This is a genomic window from Amycolatopsis taiwanensis DSM 45107 (assembly GCF_000519205.1).
In the GTDB taxonomy this organism is placed as follows: Bacteria; Actinomycetota; Actinomycetes; order Mycobacteriales; family Pseudonocardiaceae; genus Amycolatopsis_E; species Amycolatopsis_E taiwanensis.
This window is the reverse complement of sequence record NZ_JAFB01000005.1, coordinates 197283-212973: the sequence shown is the minus strand read 5'-3', so window position 1 is coordinate 212973 and position 15691 is coordinate 197283. Positions and strand designations below refer to the sequence as shown.

The 15691-nt window shown below is 69.3% G+C and carries 13 protein-coding genes and 2 pseudogenes; 5 read left to right on the top strand and 10 right to left on the bottom strand.

All coding sequences use genetic code 11. The features are described from left to right. Both A3CU_RS0105880 and A3CU_RS0105875 read left to right on the top strand, forming a co-directional pair. Complete coding sequence (locus tag A3CU_RS0105880; protein WP_027941485.1) at positions 1 to 1035, top strand: threonine aldolase family protein; 1035 nt, start codon at positions 1 to 3, stop codon at positions 1033 to 1035. Next, on the top strand, positions 1032 to 1610 hold the full coding sequence (locus A3CU_RS0105875) for an HAD family hydrolase (protein ID WP_027941484.1): 579 nt from the start codon (positions 1032 to 1034) through the stop codon (positions 1608 to 1610). Before A3CU_RS0105880 ends, A3CU_RS0105875 begins: the two co-directional genes overlap by 4 nt. Positions 1611 to 1614: 4 nt before the next feature. Here the strand turns inward: A3CU_RS0105875 and A3CU_RS0105870 are convergent, their stop codons facing one another. The 10 genes and pseudogenes from A3CU_RS0105870 to purD all read right to left on the bottom strand — a co-directional run bounded on the left by A3CU_RS0105870 (position 1615) and on the right by purD (position 11044). Further along, positions 1615 to 1794: a hypothetical protein gene (locus tag A3CU_RS0105870; protein ID WP_027941483.1), complete on the bottom strand. Its 180-nt coding sequence runs from the start codon at positions 1792 to 1794 to the stop codon at positions 1615 to 1617. A 272-nt stretch (positions 1795 to 2066) separates the two neighbouring features. Then, positions 2067 to 3218 carry a pyridoxal phosphate-dependent aminotransferase gene (locus A3CU_RS0105865; RefSeq protein WP_027941482.1) on the bottom strand — a complete coding sequence of 384 codons (1152 nt, stop codon included), beginning with the start codon at positions 3216 to 3218 and terminating at the stop codon, positions 2067 to 2069. Between the two features lie 57 nt (positions 3219 to 3275). Further along, positions 3276 to 3491, bottom strand: a pseudogene (locus A3CU_RS54335) (transglycosylase SLT domain-containing protein); the annotation flags it as partial. A 1701-nt stretch (positions 3492 to 5192) separates the two neighbouring features. Beyond that, positions 5193 to 5471 (bottom strand): annotated as a pseudogene (locus A3CU_RS54330) (WXG100 family type VII secretion target); the annotation flags it as partial. A 93-nt stretch (positions 5472 to 5564) separates the two neighbouring features. Next, positions 5565 to 5909 carry a hypothetical protein gene (locus A3CU_RS0105855; protein WP_027941481.1) on the bottom strand — a complete coding sequence of 115 codons (345 nt, stop codon included), beginning with the start codon at positions 5907 to 5909 and terminating at the stop codon, positions 5565 to 5567. Positions 5910 to 6067: 158 nt separating this feature from the next. Then, positions 6068 to 6826 (bottom strand): ESX secretion-associated protein EspG, encoded by a 759-nt coding sequence (locus tag A3CU_RS0105850; RefSeq protein WP_027941480.1) that lies wholly within the window; start codon positions 6824 to 6826, stop codon positions 6068 to 6070. Positions 6827 to 6896: 70 nt separating this feature from the next. After that, a complete protein-coding gene (locus A3CU_RS55090; RefSeq protein WP_052371479.1) occupies positions 6897 to 8492 on the bottom strand; it encodes a PPE domain-containing protein in 1596 nt (531 codons plus the stop codon). A gap of 200 nt (positions 8493 to 8692) precedes the next feature. Further along, positions 8693 to 9322, bottom strand: a complete 630-nt coding sequence (locus A3CU_RS0105835; RefSeq protein WP_245616889.1) for a DUF3558 domain-containing protein — start codon at positions 9320 to 9322, stop codon at positions 8693 to 8695. After that, on the bottom strand, positions 9306 to 9668 hold the full coding sequence (locus A3CU_RS0105830; RefSeq protein ID WP_245616888.1) for a hypothetical protein: 363 nt from the start codon (positions 9666 to 9668) through the stop codon (positions 9306 to 9308). The genes A3CU_RS0105835 and A3CU_RS0105830 overlap by 17 nt, the downstream gene beginning before the upstream one ends. 119 nt (positions 9669 to 9787) lie before the next feature. Then, positions 9788 to 11044, bottom strand: coding sequence for a phosphoribosylamine--glycine ligase (gene purD, locus A3CU_RS0105825; protein ID WP_027941476.1), 1257 nt, complete (start codon positions 11042 to 11044; stop codon positions 9788 to 9790). 295 nt (positions 11045 to 11339) lie between these two features. Here purD and A3CU_RS43605 point away from each other — a divergent pair, with 295 nt between their 5' ends. From A3CU_RS43605 to A3CU_RS0105810, 3 genes are all read left to right on the top strand, one after another. After that, a complete protein-coding gene (locus A3CU_RS43605) occupies positions 11340 to 12371 on the top strand; it encodes a glycerophosphodiester phosphodiesterase family protein (protein ID WP_043840701.1) in 1032 nt (343 codons plus the stop codon). A 171-nt stretch (positions 12372 to 12542) separates the two neighbouring features. Then, the gene (locus A3CU_RS0105815) at positions 12543 to 14069 is read left to right on the top strand and encodes a DHA2 family efflux MFS transporter permease subunit (RefSeq protein WP_027941475.1); all 1527 of its coding nucleotides are present in this window, start codon (positions 12543 to 12545) and stop codon (positions 14067 to 14069) included. Between the two features lie 170 nt (positions 14070 to 14239). After that, the gene (locus A3CU_RS0105810; protein ID WP_245616904.1) at positions 14240 to 15682 is read left to right on the top strand and encodes an amino acid permease; all 1443 of its coding nucleotides are present in this window, start codon (positions 14240 to 14242) and stop codon (positions 15680 to 15682) included. Positions 15683 to 15691: the final 9 nt, after the last annotated feature.

Genomic DNA, 15691 nt, shown 5'->3' with positions numbered 1-15691 from the left:
GTGACCTTAACCGAGACTTCACCGCTCGATTTCCGCTCCGACACTGTCACCCGGCCGGACGACACGATGCGCAGAGCGATGGCGTCGGCTGAGGTCGCGGACAACGTGATCGACATCGACCCCACCATCCACGCGCTCGAAGAGCGTGCAGCCAGCATGCTCGGCATGCCGGCCGCGCTGTGGACGCCCACCGGCACGATGGCCAACCTGATCGCGCTGAGCGTGCACCTCCAGCGCGGCGACCGGTTCCTCGCGCCGAAGGACGCGCACGTCCTCACCAACGAGCTCGGCTCGGCGGCCTGGCTGGCCGGCGGCATGCCGTACCCGCTGGAGCACGATGCCGGACCCGGCCGGCCCAAGGTGGAAACGCTCGCCAAGGCGATCGGCCCGCGCAACGGCCCCTACTACACGTTGCGGACCACGTTGCTCTGCCTGGAGAACACGCACAACGCGGCCGGGGGCACCATCATCCCGCCGCACGAGCACGCCCAGTTGCTCGCCACCGCCCGGCAGGCGGGGCTGCGAGTGCACCTCGACGGCGCCCGGCTGTGGCACGCGGCGATCGCGCTCGGCCTGCCACCGGCGGCGCTGACCGTCGGCGTGGACACCGTGTCGGCGTGCTTGAGCAAGGGCCTGGGCGCGCCGGTCGGCTCGGTGGTCGCGGGCACGGTGACGTTCGTGGAGCAGGCACGCCGGATGCGGCAGATGCTCGGTGGTGGCGTGCGGCAGGGCGGGGTGCTCGCCGCGGCTGGATTGGTGGCGCTGGACCGCATCGGTGACCTGGCCATGGACCACGAGAAGGCCCGGCGGCTCGCCGCCGGGCTGAGTGAGCTGGGCTGGGAAGTGAACACCCCCGAGACGAACATCGTGCTGGCCCGGGTCGCGGACGTCGCGGTGACGCTGGAGTCGCTGACCGCGGTCGGTGTCCTGGCGTTGCCGATGGGCGGCAAGGTCCGCTTCATCACGCACCGGGACCTGTCCATCGACGACATCGACGAGGCCTTGAACCGGGTCAAGGCCGGGGGCCATCCGTGACGAACTGGATCGTGTTCGACTACGGAGAGGTCATCTGCGGCCGGACGACGGCGTTGCCGGAACTGGCCGCCACGATGGGCGTCGACCTCGCCGATTTCGAGCTGCACTACTGGGCGCACCGCGAGGCCTACGACCGGGGCGGGTCCGATCTGGCGTACTGGAGTGCGATCGGCGCCGCGCTCGGCGCGCACGTCGATCCGTCTACTTCGGACGCGCTGACCGAGATCGACGTCCGGGGCTGGTCCCGGCTCGAACCCGCCGTGCTGGATCTCCTCGCCACGTTGAACGAGGCGGGCGCCGCGCTCGCGCTGTTGTCCAACGCGCCCGTGTCGTTCGCGCGGTTCGCGGAAAGACAGGAGTGGGCAGGACATTTCCGGGTTCGGCTGTTCTCCGGCGACGTCCGCGTCGCCAAGCCGGACCCGGAGATCTTCCGGCTCCTGCTCACCCGGCTCGGCGCCCGCGCCCAGGACTGCCTGTTCTTCGACGACCGCCAGTCCAACGTGGACGGTGCGCGCGCCGTCGGCCTGCGCGCGCATCGGTGGCTCGGCGTCGAGACGGCCCGCGCGGCGCTGTGATGGGTTAGCGGATCTGCTTGCGGTTGCCGCCCTTGAGGCCCCGGTAGGCGGCCGCACCGAGGACGCCGACGCCGGCCACGATGGCGATCACCAGCACCGCCTTGACCAGGAAGCCGACCAACGACCCGACAATCATGAACGCCACCCAGGCGACGATCAGTGCCCCGACGATCTTCCAGAACATGGCATTCCCTCCGCGTTGACGAGCCGTCCGGCCCGCTCAGACTCAGACTCCCATGCGTCCAGCCGGTGCGCCCGCACACCGATCAACGTTCAGGGGTAAGTCAGGGTTCCCCTGACCCGGCTGGCCGCGAGTCCTACCTTCGTGTCGTGCGTGTCCCACGTTCCGGTCTACGGGAGTGTGGGACTCACGCTACGGGAGTGTGGGACTCGCGCGACGGGAAGGTGGGACACGCGCGACGGGAGTGTGGGACTCGCGCCGGGCGAATCGAGTGATCACAGCCAGGCGCCCAGGCGTTTCACGGCTTCGGCCACGTCCTCGGTCGCACCGGCGAAGGACAGCCGGACGTGCTTGCCGCCGTCGACCGGATCGAAGTCGATGCCCGGCGTGATGGCGAGCCCGGTGTCGGCCAGCAGGCGGCGGCACCAGGTCAGGCTGTCCGTGGTGTGCTCGGACACGTCGACGTAGGCGTAGAAGGCGCCGTCCACCGGCGCGATCCGGTCCAGGCCGATCTTCGTCAACCCGTCGAGCAGCAGGTCGCGGTTGGCGCGATAGTGGCTGACGTGGCCGTCCAGCTCGGCGTAGGACTCCGGCTCGAACGCCGCGACCGCCGCGTACTGGGCCAGCACGGGCGCGCAGATGTTGAGGTTCCCGGTCAGCACGTCCACCGCTCGGTGCAGCGAGCGGGGCGCCAGCATCCAGCCGAGCCGCCAGCCGGTCATCGCGAAATACTTCGAGAACGAGCCGAGCACGATCGACTCCCGCGTACGGTGCCAGGCGCAGGTGGTCTCGGTGCCGTAGGAGATCCCGTGGTAGATCTCGTCGCCGATCAGGCGCACTCCCCGGGCCGAACACCAGTCCGCGATCGCCGCGAACTCTTCGGGCGGCAGAACCGTTCCGGTGGGGTTGGCGGGGCTGGCGACGATCAGGCCGGAGAGCGGGCCCAGTTCGTCGAGGAGCTCGACGGTCGGCTGGAACCGCGCCGGGAACTCCACGACCTCGCAGCCGAGCGCGGACAGCAGGTTCCGGTAGGCCGGATAGCCGGGCCGGGCCATCGCGACCCGGTCGCCCGCGTCGAAGGCGGCGAGGAAGGAAAGCAGGAACCCGCCGGAGGATCCGGTGGTCACGATCACGTCGTCCGGGCTGACGTCGAGGGCGTAGCGGCGGTGATAGTGCCCCGCGATGGCTTCACGCAGCTGGGGAATGCCGAGCTGGACCGTGTAGCCCAGGTTCTGCTCACGCAGTGCCCGCTCGGCGGCTCGCTTGACGGGCTCGGGCGCGCCGGCGGTCGGCTGGCCCGCGGCGAGCGAGATCACATCGCCGTGGCTGCGCTGGCGTTCCTGTGCTGCGGACAACACCTCCATCACGTGGAACGGCGCGACCTCCGCGCGCCGCGCAGCGGGAGGCAAGGTGCCAAAGTCGACCATGCCCCCAGGCTAAGGCCAGCACTGCGGCAGCCTCACGCGGCTCGGGAACCGGCTGACTCAGTAGCCGACGTAGCCGCCGCCGTGCGACATCGCCTTCAGACCAGGGGTGTTGGCGATGCTGCCGTAACGGCTCATCGTGTAGCGCACGCCCGCGATGATGTTGTCCACCGGGTTGTAGATGTCGCCGTGGCCGGGCAGCTTGTAGGAGTTGAAGGTCGAGTCGATGGTCTGCATCAGGCCCTTCGACGGGTGCCCCGCCTTGGCATTGGAGTTACCTGTCAGGAACACGTGGTCCTCTTCTCGGGCCGTCCATGTGCCGAGACCCGTCGTCACGCACCACACGTTGCCCCGGCCGGCGGCCGTGCTGCCCAGGGACGCGCCGCGGACTACCGGAGTGTTGCCACGAACTGACGCCTCCGGCTGCCACGTGTCGCGCCTGGAACGCGCGTGAAGCACTCGGGGCCTTCGTCCCGAAAGGTAAACGGCCAGTGTGGCCGCTTCTAGTACGGCGCCCGGTGACTGGTAGATGGCGACTTGAGCTTTGCTGTACCCAGGCTTGAGCGTGCGGGCGCCTTCCGCGTCGGTTAGCGCCTCCAGCCAGGCTTCGCGTTGCTCGGTCGACATCGCGAGCACCTGCGCAACCGAGTCCGACTTGGGGCTGCCCGCACGGGCGATCAGGTCACGGGAGTAGTCGTAGTCGAGCCGGAACTGATGTCGAGGCCCACAGCCGCCCTGGTCGTCAACGTAGCAGGCGTGTGGTACATCGACGAGCAGGCTCTTCAGCTTTTCGACCAGGTGCGGTTTGGACTGCGCGATCGACATTGTTGGCCGGTGCTTGCGGTTCTCCACATGTCCGTCGCCGGCGATCCAGGCGAGAATCGCGGCTTCACGGACCGTGATGTCCAGCCGTGCGGGTGTTCGCGCGGAAGCTGACAGCAAGATTCTGTCTCGACTCCGGACTTCTTTGCTTGTCACGAAACGTGGCCGATCGGAATGAACGTTGCGCTGTCGTGGCGGCACCACACCGTGCATTTTCCGGCGATGTACGGCTACACCGTTCGCCGGTTGCACGCTGGTCCGAGGCAGCCAGCCGCATTCGGGGCAGACCGTCGGGAGGCCGGTGTCCTGGACGTGAACCCGGGGAAGGGTGAGCCAGCGATGGTTAGGGGTAGTCGTCGCATGCCATCGCGAATTGGCCAAGCGAACCAAAGGAGCGTTTTCGTGGTGGACGACACCCGTGATCGGAGTCCACTCGCTGTGCCCGCTCAGCGGGTTGTAGCCGATTGTTTCGTCGCCCACCAGCACTTCGTTGTGCTTCAGCCAGCCACGCTGGGTCAGGATCATCGTGTCCAGTGGGACACAGTCCCACAGGTTGATGGCGTGGGGGTTGCCGCCGGACTCGTGTTCGATGATGGCCCAGATGCTGTTGATGTCGGCCTCGGTCACCGGGATGCCCTGCGCCTGCATCTCCTTGATGGCCTCCTCGATCCACTGCCGCACGTTGCCGGGCGGCTGACCGCTCGGTGGCCCGCCGCTCGGGCCGAGGCCACCGCCACCGCCCCCGCCGCCACCGCCGCCGGAGAAGTTCGAGCCTCCGCCGCCGTGCAGGCCGCCGCTGCTGTGTGCCCCGGAAGGCGCGGTGCCCAGCGGCGGCACCGAGTCGTACCCGCCCTCCACGTCCTTCTTGACCAGGTCCATCACCCGGTTGATCTGGTCGTTGCCGTTGTTCAGCAGGGTCTGGATGTGGTCACGGGCACCCGAAGCGATGCCGCTGGTCTTCTGCGCGTTCGCGGCCATGATCTCCGCGGAGGTCGGGCTCGGCATGGCCGCGCCCTCCTTGCCCGCGTGGACCGCATTCTCCTGCGCCTCCGCCGCGTTGGCCTGTTGCACCGCCTGGTTGTTGGCGTCGTCGATCTGGCTTTTCGCCTGTTGCTGGATCGTGTGGATCTGGTTTTTGATGTCGGACAGCGAACCCTGGAGCGTCGACAGTTCCTTGGACACCTCGTCCAGATGGTCGTTGACCTTCTGCCCGGCGTCTCCGATCTTCTTGACGTAGTCGAAGAAGGCGTCCGCCGACGGGCCCGACCAGGTGCCGCCGCCGAGTGTCGCGGTCGCGTTGCGCAGTGCCACGCTGTGGTCGGCCGAGTCCTTCGACGCCTGCGCGAACTGGTCCGCGACGCTCTGGATTCCCGCGGGATTGAGCTTGTCGACCTGCTGGGCCTTGGCCTCGACGTCCGCCCATTCCGGCGGCATTCCCGGCGCGGCTACCATGCTGCCCCCTTGCCTCGTTCCCCAGACCTGCTAGAGAGTGTTTTGAAATGGCTTGCGTGGCGGTGCGGGTGGCGCCTAGATCTGTAGGCTTCCGTCCTTCACCGTCAGGCTGTCCGCCGCGGCGGTGTCCGTTTCCCGCATCGCGCGGGCGGCTTCGCGCAGCACGCCGCCGGTCGAGAGCATCAGCTTCGCGGCCGCGTCGAACTGCCGGTGCATTCCGTCCCGATAGGACCCCAACGCGTTCGCCATGCCTTCGGACGGGTGCTCGCCGGGCCGCAGTTCGTCGGGATGCTTGATGTCGCCGAACGGGTTCGCCCCGACGATCCCGGTCATCTTCTTCTTCGAATCCTGGAAATGGTCGTGAATGACCTCGACCTGACCGGCCACGTGTTCCAGCGAATCCGGATCGTTCTCGATCATGCCACAGCTCTCCCCTTCGCTTCACTCACCCGGGATGCCGGCCTCGGCTCACCGTCGACGATTGGTCGGACGCCGCTCACCGCGGGCCGGTTCCCGCCTCATTTTTAGCACCCGATCGCCGCTCCGCCACCATTTTCACCGACGTTTGCACGGCGCGGTTACACCTCTTCCAGCAATTCCCAGATCCGGCCGGCGAGCAGGTCGTTGTCGGCGGGTGCGATGGTGGCCCAGTCCTCGCCGTCGGTGCCGCGCAATTGCACCAGATACCGTCCCGCGTCGGTGTCGAAGAACGCGATCACACGATTCGCGCGGCGCATCGTGCCGTCCCGGAGCGACCGTTCCACGCCGAACTGGCCGCGTGCGGTCATGCCGACGAGCATGCCCGCCAGTTCCTGCGCCTGCCACAGCGCGATACCGCGATCGCTCAGCGCCATGACCAGTGCCTTCGGGTCTCCCTTTGCCTGTGCGTCCGCGGCCCGCAGGACCTCGTGCGGCACGCTCACCGAGTGGCCGGGCCCGGCGGGGAGATCCCCGGCCGTGGACACGGCCGACTGCGGCAGGGACGTGTCCCGCGCGGGAATCAGCCAGACCTCCCCGGCATCGACCACGGCGAGCAGCGCCTGCGGGCCCGTGCTCACCGCGAGACTCTTGATCTCCCGGTCCGTCCACACCCAGCCGTCGATGGTGACCTTCGGGCGTGCCAGCAGGTTGAGCTGGTCCACCAGGTCTCCGGTGGCCCGTGTTCCGCGCGCGAGGCCGCGGGACGCGAGCGATTCCCACGCCTGCTCCACGAGTTCGCGCCGCTCGGTCCGGGTCCGGCCGGGGCTCGGCACGCGCAGCGCGGGATGCGGCGGCGGCAACCGCTCGCTCTCCCACACCACGTCGAATTCGAGCGCGGACAGCACCACCCCGCTCATCGGCTGTTCCTCCGCGAATCTGTGCGCACTCGGTGGTCACCGTGACTGCCGCGGGTCGAGACCAGGGATGTCATCGGTCGTCCGGCACGGGGTGGTCGCCGATCAGGTCCGGGGCCACCTCTCGCCGGTCGGTGAACAGGTCCCGGTCGTCGACGCCGAACCGGCGCACGTGCTCGCCGTCCTGCTCACCGTCCTGGGTCGCGGCGGGTTCGAGGATCGCGCGGGTGCGTTCCCGGCTCGGGGTCTGCGGGTTGGCCTTCGCCGCCCGGCGGGCTTCCTCCTCGGGCAGGTCGCCGATGTCCAGTGGGCGCACGGCCTTTCCGCGTTCGGCCGCGGTGCCCCGGCCGAAGCCGCGCCCGCGGCGTTCCTGGTCGCCGCTGACCGCGCCGCCCACGGCACCGGCGCCGAGCGCCGTGACGCCATCCGCCACACCGCCCACGCCGGTCACCGCACGGGTGGCGCTGAATCCCGGGCCGAGCTGCGGGTTCGCCGACGGGGTGGGCGGGGTGGAGCCGACCATCTTTCCCTTGCCCAGCACGGCTTCTCCACCGTCGCGGCCGCCCAGTGGACCGCCGCCATGGACCGGCACACCCCGAACGCCGCCGGGACCACCGCCGGGTCCGTGTGGCGCGCCGGTGGCCTGCTGACCGGGACCCCCGGGCGGTGCGGTGCCGGGGCCGCCCCCGGGACCGGTTTCGGTGGTCGTGCCGCCGCGACCGGGCCGCAACGGCCCTCTGTCGTCGTCGTACCCGCCGCCCGGCATGAACGGCGTCTCCGTATCCGGCAGGGGGGTGGCGAAGCTCGGCGACGTGCTCTGCGGCGCGGTCGACCCGAGGGCAGGCGGCGCGACCATCCCGATCGGCGGGGTCGCCGCCGACGCCGCCGCGGCTGCCGGGGCCGCGGACGGCCCTGGTGCGGGCGCCGGTGCCGGGCGCGGGGCGGACCCGCCGGATTGCGCCGGATAAACGTCCTTCGCGCTGGCCGCGACCGTCGGCCCGAGGTCGGGAATCGGTGCGGTCTGGCCCGGGGAGCCGGTGCTCGGCACGTTCTGCGCGGGCGGCGGAGGCGGCGTCGTGTCCAGGGCCTGCGGTTCGGGAACCGCCTGGGACGAGGCCAGGTAGTTGCCGCTGTCGTGGGCATAGGCGTTGAGCGCCTCGACGGCCTGCGCCCGCGCCTCGGTGTTCGCCTTCACCGCGCTCGCGTGGTCGGTTTCGAAGCCGAACAGGCTGAACACCGAGTCCGCGAAGGTGTAGCCGTCCTCGCCCTGGCGGAGGGCTTCCGGGTCGGGCAGCTTGTTCTTCGTCCGGTTGAACGCCTCGCCCTGGTCGAAGATCAGCTGAGCCGCCTGGGTGATGTGGTCGAATGCCTGGTCGGCGAAACCGGCCTGCTCGGCGAGTACCGCGCTGGCCTGGCCGCCGCTCTGGCTCTGCCAGGTCACGCCGAGCGCGGACAGTTGCTTTCGCAGCGTGGCATCGGTGGCGGCGAGCGAGCTGACCACCCCCTTGAGCGCCTCCACCGCGCTGCCCATGCTGGCTGTGCCCGCACCCTGGCGGAACTTCTCCACCTCGCTGGCCAGCAGCCCCGCGTCATAACCGTCGAAGCGCTGATCTCGGAGCTTCTCGATGAGCGTCGGAATGTCGTAGCCACCGCTCTCGAACATGGTCATGCTTACTCCTTCGCGAGTTTGCGCGCGACCGCGATCGTGTCGACGGGGCGCTCCATGAGGAGGTAAGTCACGTCCTCGACGACGGTGCCCCGCCGCCCCGATAGCGGGACAGAAGCGCGCGCTCGGTGGTCACCGTGATTGCCGCGAGTTGACACAAGGTGTGTCACGCCTGGCTCCCCTCCGCCTTCGGTTCTTTTCGGTCATTTCGGGGCTCCCGCGAGCAGGGTTTGCGCGGCCAGCTTGGCCAGGTTCGTCGACATTTCGCACAGCTGGTCCTGGCTGAACGAGGCGTCGTCGGGCGCGACCTGCGCGCGCAGGGTCTGTCCCTCGGCGACCCCGACCAGCGTTTCGCAGTCCTGGATACCGCCCTGCGCCGGAACGTAGGAGACGAGCGCGGGAAAGCCCGGCACGTCCACCGGCCGCTGCACCATCGCCGCCTTCCGGTGGGCGCCGCTGACCCAGTCCTCGATGTCGGCGGTCGCGATGGCCTCCAGGTAGTAGGTGTAGGTCGGTGGCGTCGCGTCGACGTCGAACGCGCAGGTGGGCCCGTCACGCTGGGCGTCCGGCGAGACCGGCCGTGGTGCGCCGTTCTCCTTGAGCTGGTCGAGCTGTTGGGAGGTGAGCAGTTCGCACGGGTTCACGCCCTGGACGGAGACGTCCCTGGTGCGCGGGGCCAGGCTCGGTGCCGACGGCCCGGACGGGGCGGACGGCGGAACCGCGACCCCGGTGACGGTCGTGGTGCAGCCGGTCAGGGCGACCACCGCCACCCCCACCAGCGTCGCCTGCGCGCGCCATTTCGGCGCGGCGGCCGGGCTAGCTCCGACCCGCACCACGGTCCCCGAACGCCGCGGCCCGGTCGCCCTCACTGACCTGGTAGTGCTCAGCGGCCTGGCGTAGCTTGCTCGCGAGATTCCGCAGGTTCTTGATGTAGTTCTGCACCCGGGTGGCGTATGAACCCTCACCAGTGGCCACCAGCCGGTTCCACGCGTCCACCGCCGTCGAGCTGACCACGTCCGCGGCCGGCGCGTCGATGCGGAGATCGATCAGCTTCTGCCGGAGTTTGTCGTCGAGGTCGTCGGCCTGATCATTGATGATCTTCGCGACCTGAAGCAGGTTGCCGGGCTCGACCTGGATGTCCGCGATCCCGGGGACTTCCGGTACCGCAGTGCTCAACACGCCTACTGATGAGGAGTTGTTTGCCATTGCGCACCCCCGGGTACGGACGGTAGCCGACTCGAAATGAAGGCTACCAATCTGCGTGTGAACTTGGGACGAAAACGCCGGGGTCCGGGTTCCTACGGAACCGCGATTTCTCCGTTGACCGCACGCAGGGCGATGTCCTTGCGGTAATGCGCGCCGGCGAGGTGGATCTTGTTCACCTGTGCGTATGCCTGCTCGCGGGCCGCGGCGAGATCCGGGCCGGTACCGACCACCGCCAGCACCCGGCCGCCGTGCGAGACCACGGCCCCGTCGTCGCGTCGCCGGGTTCCGGCGTGTAACACGGCGTTGGCCTCGGAGCCGGTGATCACATCTCCGGCGCGAGGTACGCCGGGGTAGCCGTCGGCGGCGAGCACGACGGTGACCGCGGCGCCCGGATGCCATTCCAGCGGCGGATGCTCCGCCAGCCGGCCGGTCGCGGTGGCGTACAGCAGACCGGCCAGCGGGGTGGCCAGCAGCGCGAGCACGGACTGGGTTTCCGGGTCTCCGAAGCGGCAGTTGAACTCGATGACCTGCGGGCCGTCCGCGGTCAGCGCCAGTCCGGCGTAGAGCAGGCCGGTGAACGGGACGTCCCGCGCGGCGAGTTCGTCGACGACCGGCTGGACGATGTTGGCGACGATGTCGTCGACGAGACTCGGGGGCGCCCACGGCAGCGGCGCGTAGGCCCCCATCCCGCCGGTGTTCGGGCCCGCGTCGCCGTCGCCGACCCGCTTGAAGTCCTGCGCGGGCAGCAGCGGTACCACCGTCCGGCCGTCCACCAGGCAGAACAGCGACAGCTCCGGTCCGGCGAGGTAGGACTCCAGCAGCACCGGGTGCCCGCCGTCGAGCAGGGTCATCGCGTGTGCGCGGGCGTGCTCGAGATCGGCGGTCACCACGACGCCCTTGCCCGCGGCGAGCCCGTCGTCCTTGACCACCCAGGTCGGGCCGAACCGGGCCAGCGCGGCGTCGAGCCGAGCGGGATTGTCGACGACCTCGCTGTGTGCGGTGGCCACCTTCGCCGCGGCCATCACGTCCTTGGCGAACGCCTTCGAGCCCTCGATGCGGGCGGCGGCGGCCGACGGGCCGAAGCAGGCGATGCCGGCCTTGCGCACGGCGTCCGCGGCGCCGGTGACCAGCGGCCCTTCCGGCCCGATCACCACGAGGTCGGCCCGCCAGCTCCTGGCCAGCTCGGCGACCGCGGCCGGATCCGCCAGGTCGACCCCCAGCTGCTCGGCCACCGACGCCGTGCCGGCGTTGCCGGGGGCGCAGGCGAGCGCGGTCACCGCCGGGTCGTGGGAGGCGGCAAGGACCAGGGCATGTTCACGGGCACCGGACCCGATGACTAGGACACGCACCCATCGAGACTAACCGTCGCGCGGAGCGCGTCCGTCGAGGGTGGCGGTGGGGGACGCCCCGGAGCGACTGTCGCGCGAAGCGTGTTCGTCGAGCGTGGCGGTGGGCCGGCGGGTGGGAGCAACCAGGCGCTACGGGGGCCACTGCCAAGGCCGCGCCCGGTCGCGTGCGTGAGAGTTCACCCACTCGTTCTCCCCCCGTGGTGGCGCTGGAAGCGCTTCCCCGAGAAGGTGTCGGTCGGCGTTCGACCGCAACGAGAGACGGAAACTGGTGGTTCTGGTGCCCACTGCGCGGACCCTGCTCGATTCGGCCGAGGACCGATACCCGGCCGGGGAGGGTGAGGTGGTGGTCGTCGGCCACCGCGGCGCACCCGGCTACCGGCCCGAGCACACCCTGGCCTCCTACGAACTCGCCTTCCGCCAGGGCGCGGACTGGGTGGACGTGGACCTCGTGCCCACCCTGGACGGCCGGCTGGTGGCCCGGCACGAAAACGACATCACCCGCAGCACCGACGTGGCGGGCCGTCCCGAGTTCGCGGACCGCGAGACCAGCAAGGTGATCGACGGCGACCGACTGACGGGCTGGTTCACCGAGGACTTCACCCTGGCCGAGCTGAAGACCCTGCGCGCCGTGGAGCCGATCCCGGACGTCCGTGCGAACAACACCATCTACAACGGACGGTTCCAGGTCGTCACCTACCAGGAGGTGCTGGACCTGACCAGGCGCCTCGGCCACGAGTTGCGCCGCACGCTCGGCACGTACCCGGAGGTCAAGCACTCCACGTACTTCGCCTCGATCGGCCTGCCCATCGAGCCGGAGCTTGTCGAGATCCTCGACCGCAACGGGCTCAACCGGCCGGACGCGCCGGTGATCATCCAGTCGTTCGAGGTGTCGAACCTCGAGGCACTGCACCGGCAGGTGGAGGTGTCGCTCCTGCAGCTGACCTCGGCCACCGGCGCGCCCGCCGACCTCGTCGCGAAGGGCGACCCGCGCACCTGGGCCGATCTGGTCACGCCGGCCGGGTTGAAGGAGATCTCCGCCTACGCCGCCTACCTTGGTCCGGACAAGGCGCAGATCATCCCGCTGGACTCGGCCGGAAACCTGACCGCACCGACCTCACTGGTGACCGACGCCCACCACGCCGGCCTGAAGGTGGTGCCCTACACCTTCCGCAACGAGAACTTCTTCCTGCCGGCGAACTTGCGCTCGTCGAGCGAGGCGGGGACCTACGGCGGCATCCTCGCGGAGGAGGCCGCTTTCCTGGCCACCGGCATCGACGGCTTCTTCGCCGACCAGCCCGACACCGCCCTCATCGCCGCGCACTCGTAGCTGTGTTCGAAAGACGCATGACCGCTTCCGCTCGCGGCGAAACCGGTTGGCGTCCGGTTGATCCTTTTCGCTAGGCTCGGTAACTGGTCGAGGGGGTTCGTCGGTGTCGTCGCTTTCTTGGCCTCGAACGCTGCCAGAAAAACCTGGAACAACTCTGACGAACGGACTTTCATGACTACAACCGAGACCGGCCCGCCGGGCGCCGACAAGGTGGACAAGCTCGACAGCGCCGTGCTGAAGGTGGCCGGTGTCGTGGTGCTCGGCGCGGTGATGGCGATTCTGGACACCACCGTCGTCAACGTCGCCCTGCAAGCGCTCGCCCTGGAGTTCCAGACCTCGTTCGACACCATCCAGTGGGTCGTCACGGGCTACATGCTGGCGCTCGCGACGGTGATCCCGGTCACCGGCTGGGCCTGTGACCGGTTCGGCACCAAACGCCTTTACATGCTGGCGATCGTGCTGTTCCTGGTCGGCTCGATGGTCGCCGGAATGGCGTGGAACGTCGAATCGCTCATCGCGTTCCGGATCATCCAGGGGCTCGGCGGTGGCATGCTCATGCCGGCCGGGATGACGATCATGACCAAGGCGGCCGGCCCGCAGCGGGTCGGCCGGGTGATGGCCGTGCTCGGCGTGCCGATGCTGCTCGGCCCGATCGGTGGGCCGATCCTCGGCGGCTGGCTGGTCGACGCGGTGAGCTGGCGCTGGATCTTCTACATCAACGTGCCGATCGGCGTGGTGGCTCTCCTGCTGGCCTGGCGCCTGCTGCCCCGGGACGAGTCGCGCCCCACCGAGCGTTTCGACTTCCCCGGCATGCTCATGCTCTCGCCGGGCCTCGCGCTATTGATCTTCGGCGTTTCGAAGATCCCCGCCGCCGGCGGCGTCAGTTCGCTCGAAGTGTGGCTGCCGGCCCTGGCCGGGCTGGTGTTGATCGCCGGCTTCCTGGTGCGCGCGACCCGGATCCCCAACCCGCTGGTGGACCTGAAGCTGTTCAAGAACCGGACCTTCACCATCGCGATGGTGACCACCTCGCTGTTCATGATCGCGTTCATGGGCGCGATGCTGGTACTGCCGACCTATTTCGTGCTGGTGCGCGGGGAATCGGCGTTGCGGGCCGGGCTGCTGCTCGCCCCGCAGGGCATCGGCGCGATGCTGACCATGCCCATCGGCGGGCGCCTCGCCGACAAGGTGGGCGCCGGCAAGATCGTGCTGCCCGGCCTCGCCCTCATCCTCGCCGGGACCGCGGTGTTCACCCAGGTCGGTGCGGACACGCCGTACCCGTTGCTGCTGGGCGGGCTGTTCGTGATGGGGCTGGGCATGGGCTTCACCATGATGCCGATCAGCGCGGCGGCGTTGCAGACGCTCACCCAGCGGTCGGTGGCCCGGGCGTCCTCGGCGATGAACATCCTGCAGCAGACCGCCGGCGCGGTCGGCTCGGCGATCATTTCGATCATCCTGGCCAGCCTGCTGGCCGGGAAGTTCGGCGTGCCGACCAGCCAGGGGCAGCTGGCGGCGAGCGCGCTGCTGATGAACCCGCAGACGCACGGCATGGCCGCCGAAGCCGCGGGTGACGCCTTCGCCACGACCTTCCTGTGGGCGCTCGTATTCGCCGTGTGCTGTGTGGTTCCGGCGCTCTTCCTGCCGAAGCGGCCGCCGAAGCCGGTCGAGGAGGAGCCGGAACTGGAGACCGCCGCTTCTTGACCTGCCGAGACCGACGGGCTACCTTCTGCGAACCTCCAATGGAGCTTTAGCAGACCTTTGCGTGGGCGCGGCGGCAACGTCGCGCCCACGCCCAAGGGACGGGTGGGCTCGTGGACGACGACAGCAAACGCCTGCACCAACTCGGCTATGCGCAGGAACTCAAACGGACGATGTCGGCGTTTTCGAACTTCGCCGTCTCCTTCACCATCATCTCGATCCTCTCCGGCTGCCTGACCCTCTACGGGTTCGGGCTCGACACCGGCGGCCCGGCCGCGATGATCTGGGGCTGGCCGCTGGTCGGCATGTTCGTCGTGCTGGTCGGGCTGGGCATGGCCGAGGTCTGCTCCAGCTACCCGACCGCGGGCGGCCTCTACTACTGGGCGGCCAAGCTCGCGCCCTCCGGCGGGGCCGCGTGGTCGTGGTTCACCGGGTGGTTCAACCTCATCGGACAGGTCGCGGTGACCGCCGGGATCGACTTCGGCGCCGCGCTGTTCCTCAACGCCTTCCTCGACCTGCAGTTCGGTTTCACCGCCACACCCCCGCACACGATCCTGCTGCTGGCGATCATCCTCGCCGTGCACGGCTTGCTCAACACCTTCGGCGTGCGGTTGGTGGCCGTGCTCAACGGCATCAGCGTGTGGTGGCACCTGGTCGGCGTGCTGGTGATCGTCGGCGTGCTGGTGTTCGTACCGAGCCATCATCAGCCGGCGTCCTTCGTGTTCGGGAAGTTCGTGAACAACACCGGTTGGGGCTCGGCACCATACGTGTTCGCGCTGGGTTTGCTCGTCGCCCAGTACACGCTCACTGGCTATGACGCTTCGGCACACATGACCGAGGAGACGAAGAACGCGGCGAAGGCCGGGCCGCGCGGAATCGTGAACTCCATCCTGGTCTCGCTGGCGGCCGGCTGGGTGCTGCTGATCGGGCTGACCTTCGCCATCCAGAGTTACGACGGCGCGGTCAATTCCGCCACCGGCGTGCCGCCGGCGCAGATCTTCATCGACGCGGCCGGCGCGACCACCGGGAAGTTCCTGTTGCTGATCGCGATCGGCGCACAACTGTTCTGCGGCATGGCATCGGTGACCGCGAACTCACGGATGATCTACGCCTTCGCCCGGGACGGGGCCATTCCCGGCTCGAAGCTGTGGCACCGCATCAACAAGCGCACCCGGACCCCGACCAACTCGGTGTGGCTGGCCGCGGCCGGTGCGTTCGTCCTGGCGGTGCCGTATCTGTGGAGTTCCACCGCATACGCCGCGGTGACCTCGATCGCGACCGTCGGGCTTTACGTGGCTTACGTGATCCCGGTGTTCCTGCGCGTGCGCAAGGGAGCCGCGTTCGAAAAGGGCCCGTGGCACCTGGGCCGGTGGGGGCGCCCGATCGGGATCATCGCGACCGCCTGGGTGGTGCTGATCTTCGTGCTGTTCATGCTGCCGCAGGCGTCCCCGATCACGGTCACGACCTTCAACTACACGCCGGTCGCGTTTCTGGTCGTGCTCGGCGGCGCCGCGTTGTGGTGGTTCGTCTCCGCACGCAAGTGGTTCACCGGGCCCAGGGTCCAGGGCTCGGCCGAGGAACTCGCGGCCGTCGAAGCGGACCTCCGCGCGGTCTGAGAGCCCAAG

Bases quoted from the DNA above. Each gene is read 5' to 3' on its own strand.
- A3CU_RS0105865 (WP_027941482.1), bottom strand. From the start codon at position 3,218: ATGGTCGACTTTGGCACCTTGCCTCCCGCTGCGCGGCGCGCGGAGGTC.
- A3CU_RS55090 (WP_052371479.1), bottom strand. From the start codon at position 8,492: ATGACCATGTTCGAGAGCGGTGGCTACGACATTCCGACGCTCATCGAG.
- A3CU_RS0105850 (WP_027941480.1), bottom strand. From the start codon at position 6,826: ATGAGCGGGGTGGTGCTGTCCGCGCTCGAATTCGACGTGGTGTGGGAG.
- A3CU_RS0105870 (WP_027941483.1), bottom strand. From the start codon at position 1,794: ATGTTCTGGAAGATCGTCGGGGCACTGATCGTCGCCTGGGTGGCGTTC.
- A3CU_RS0105855 (WP_027941481.1), bottom strand. From the start codon at position 5,909: ATGATCGAGAACGATCCGGATTCGCTGGAACACGTGGCCGGTCAGGTC.
- A3CU_RS0105815 (WP_027941475.1), top strand. From the start codon at position 12,543: ATGACTACAACCGAGACCGGCCCGCCGGGCGCCGACAAGGTGGACAAG.
- A3CU_RS0105810 (WP_245616904.1), top strand. From the start codon at position 14,240: ATGTCGGCGTTTTCGAACTTCGCCGTCTCCTTCACCATCATCTCGATC.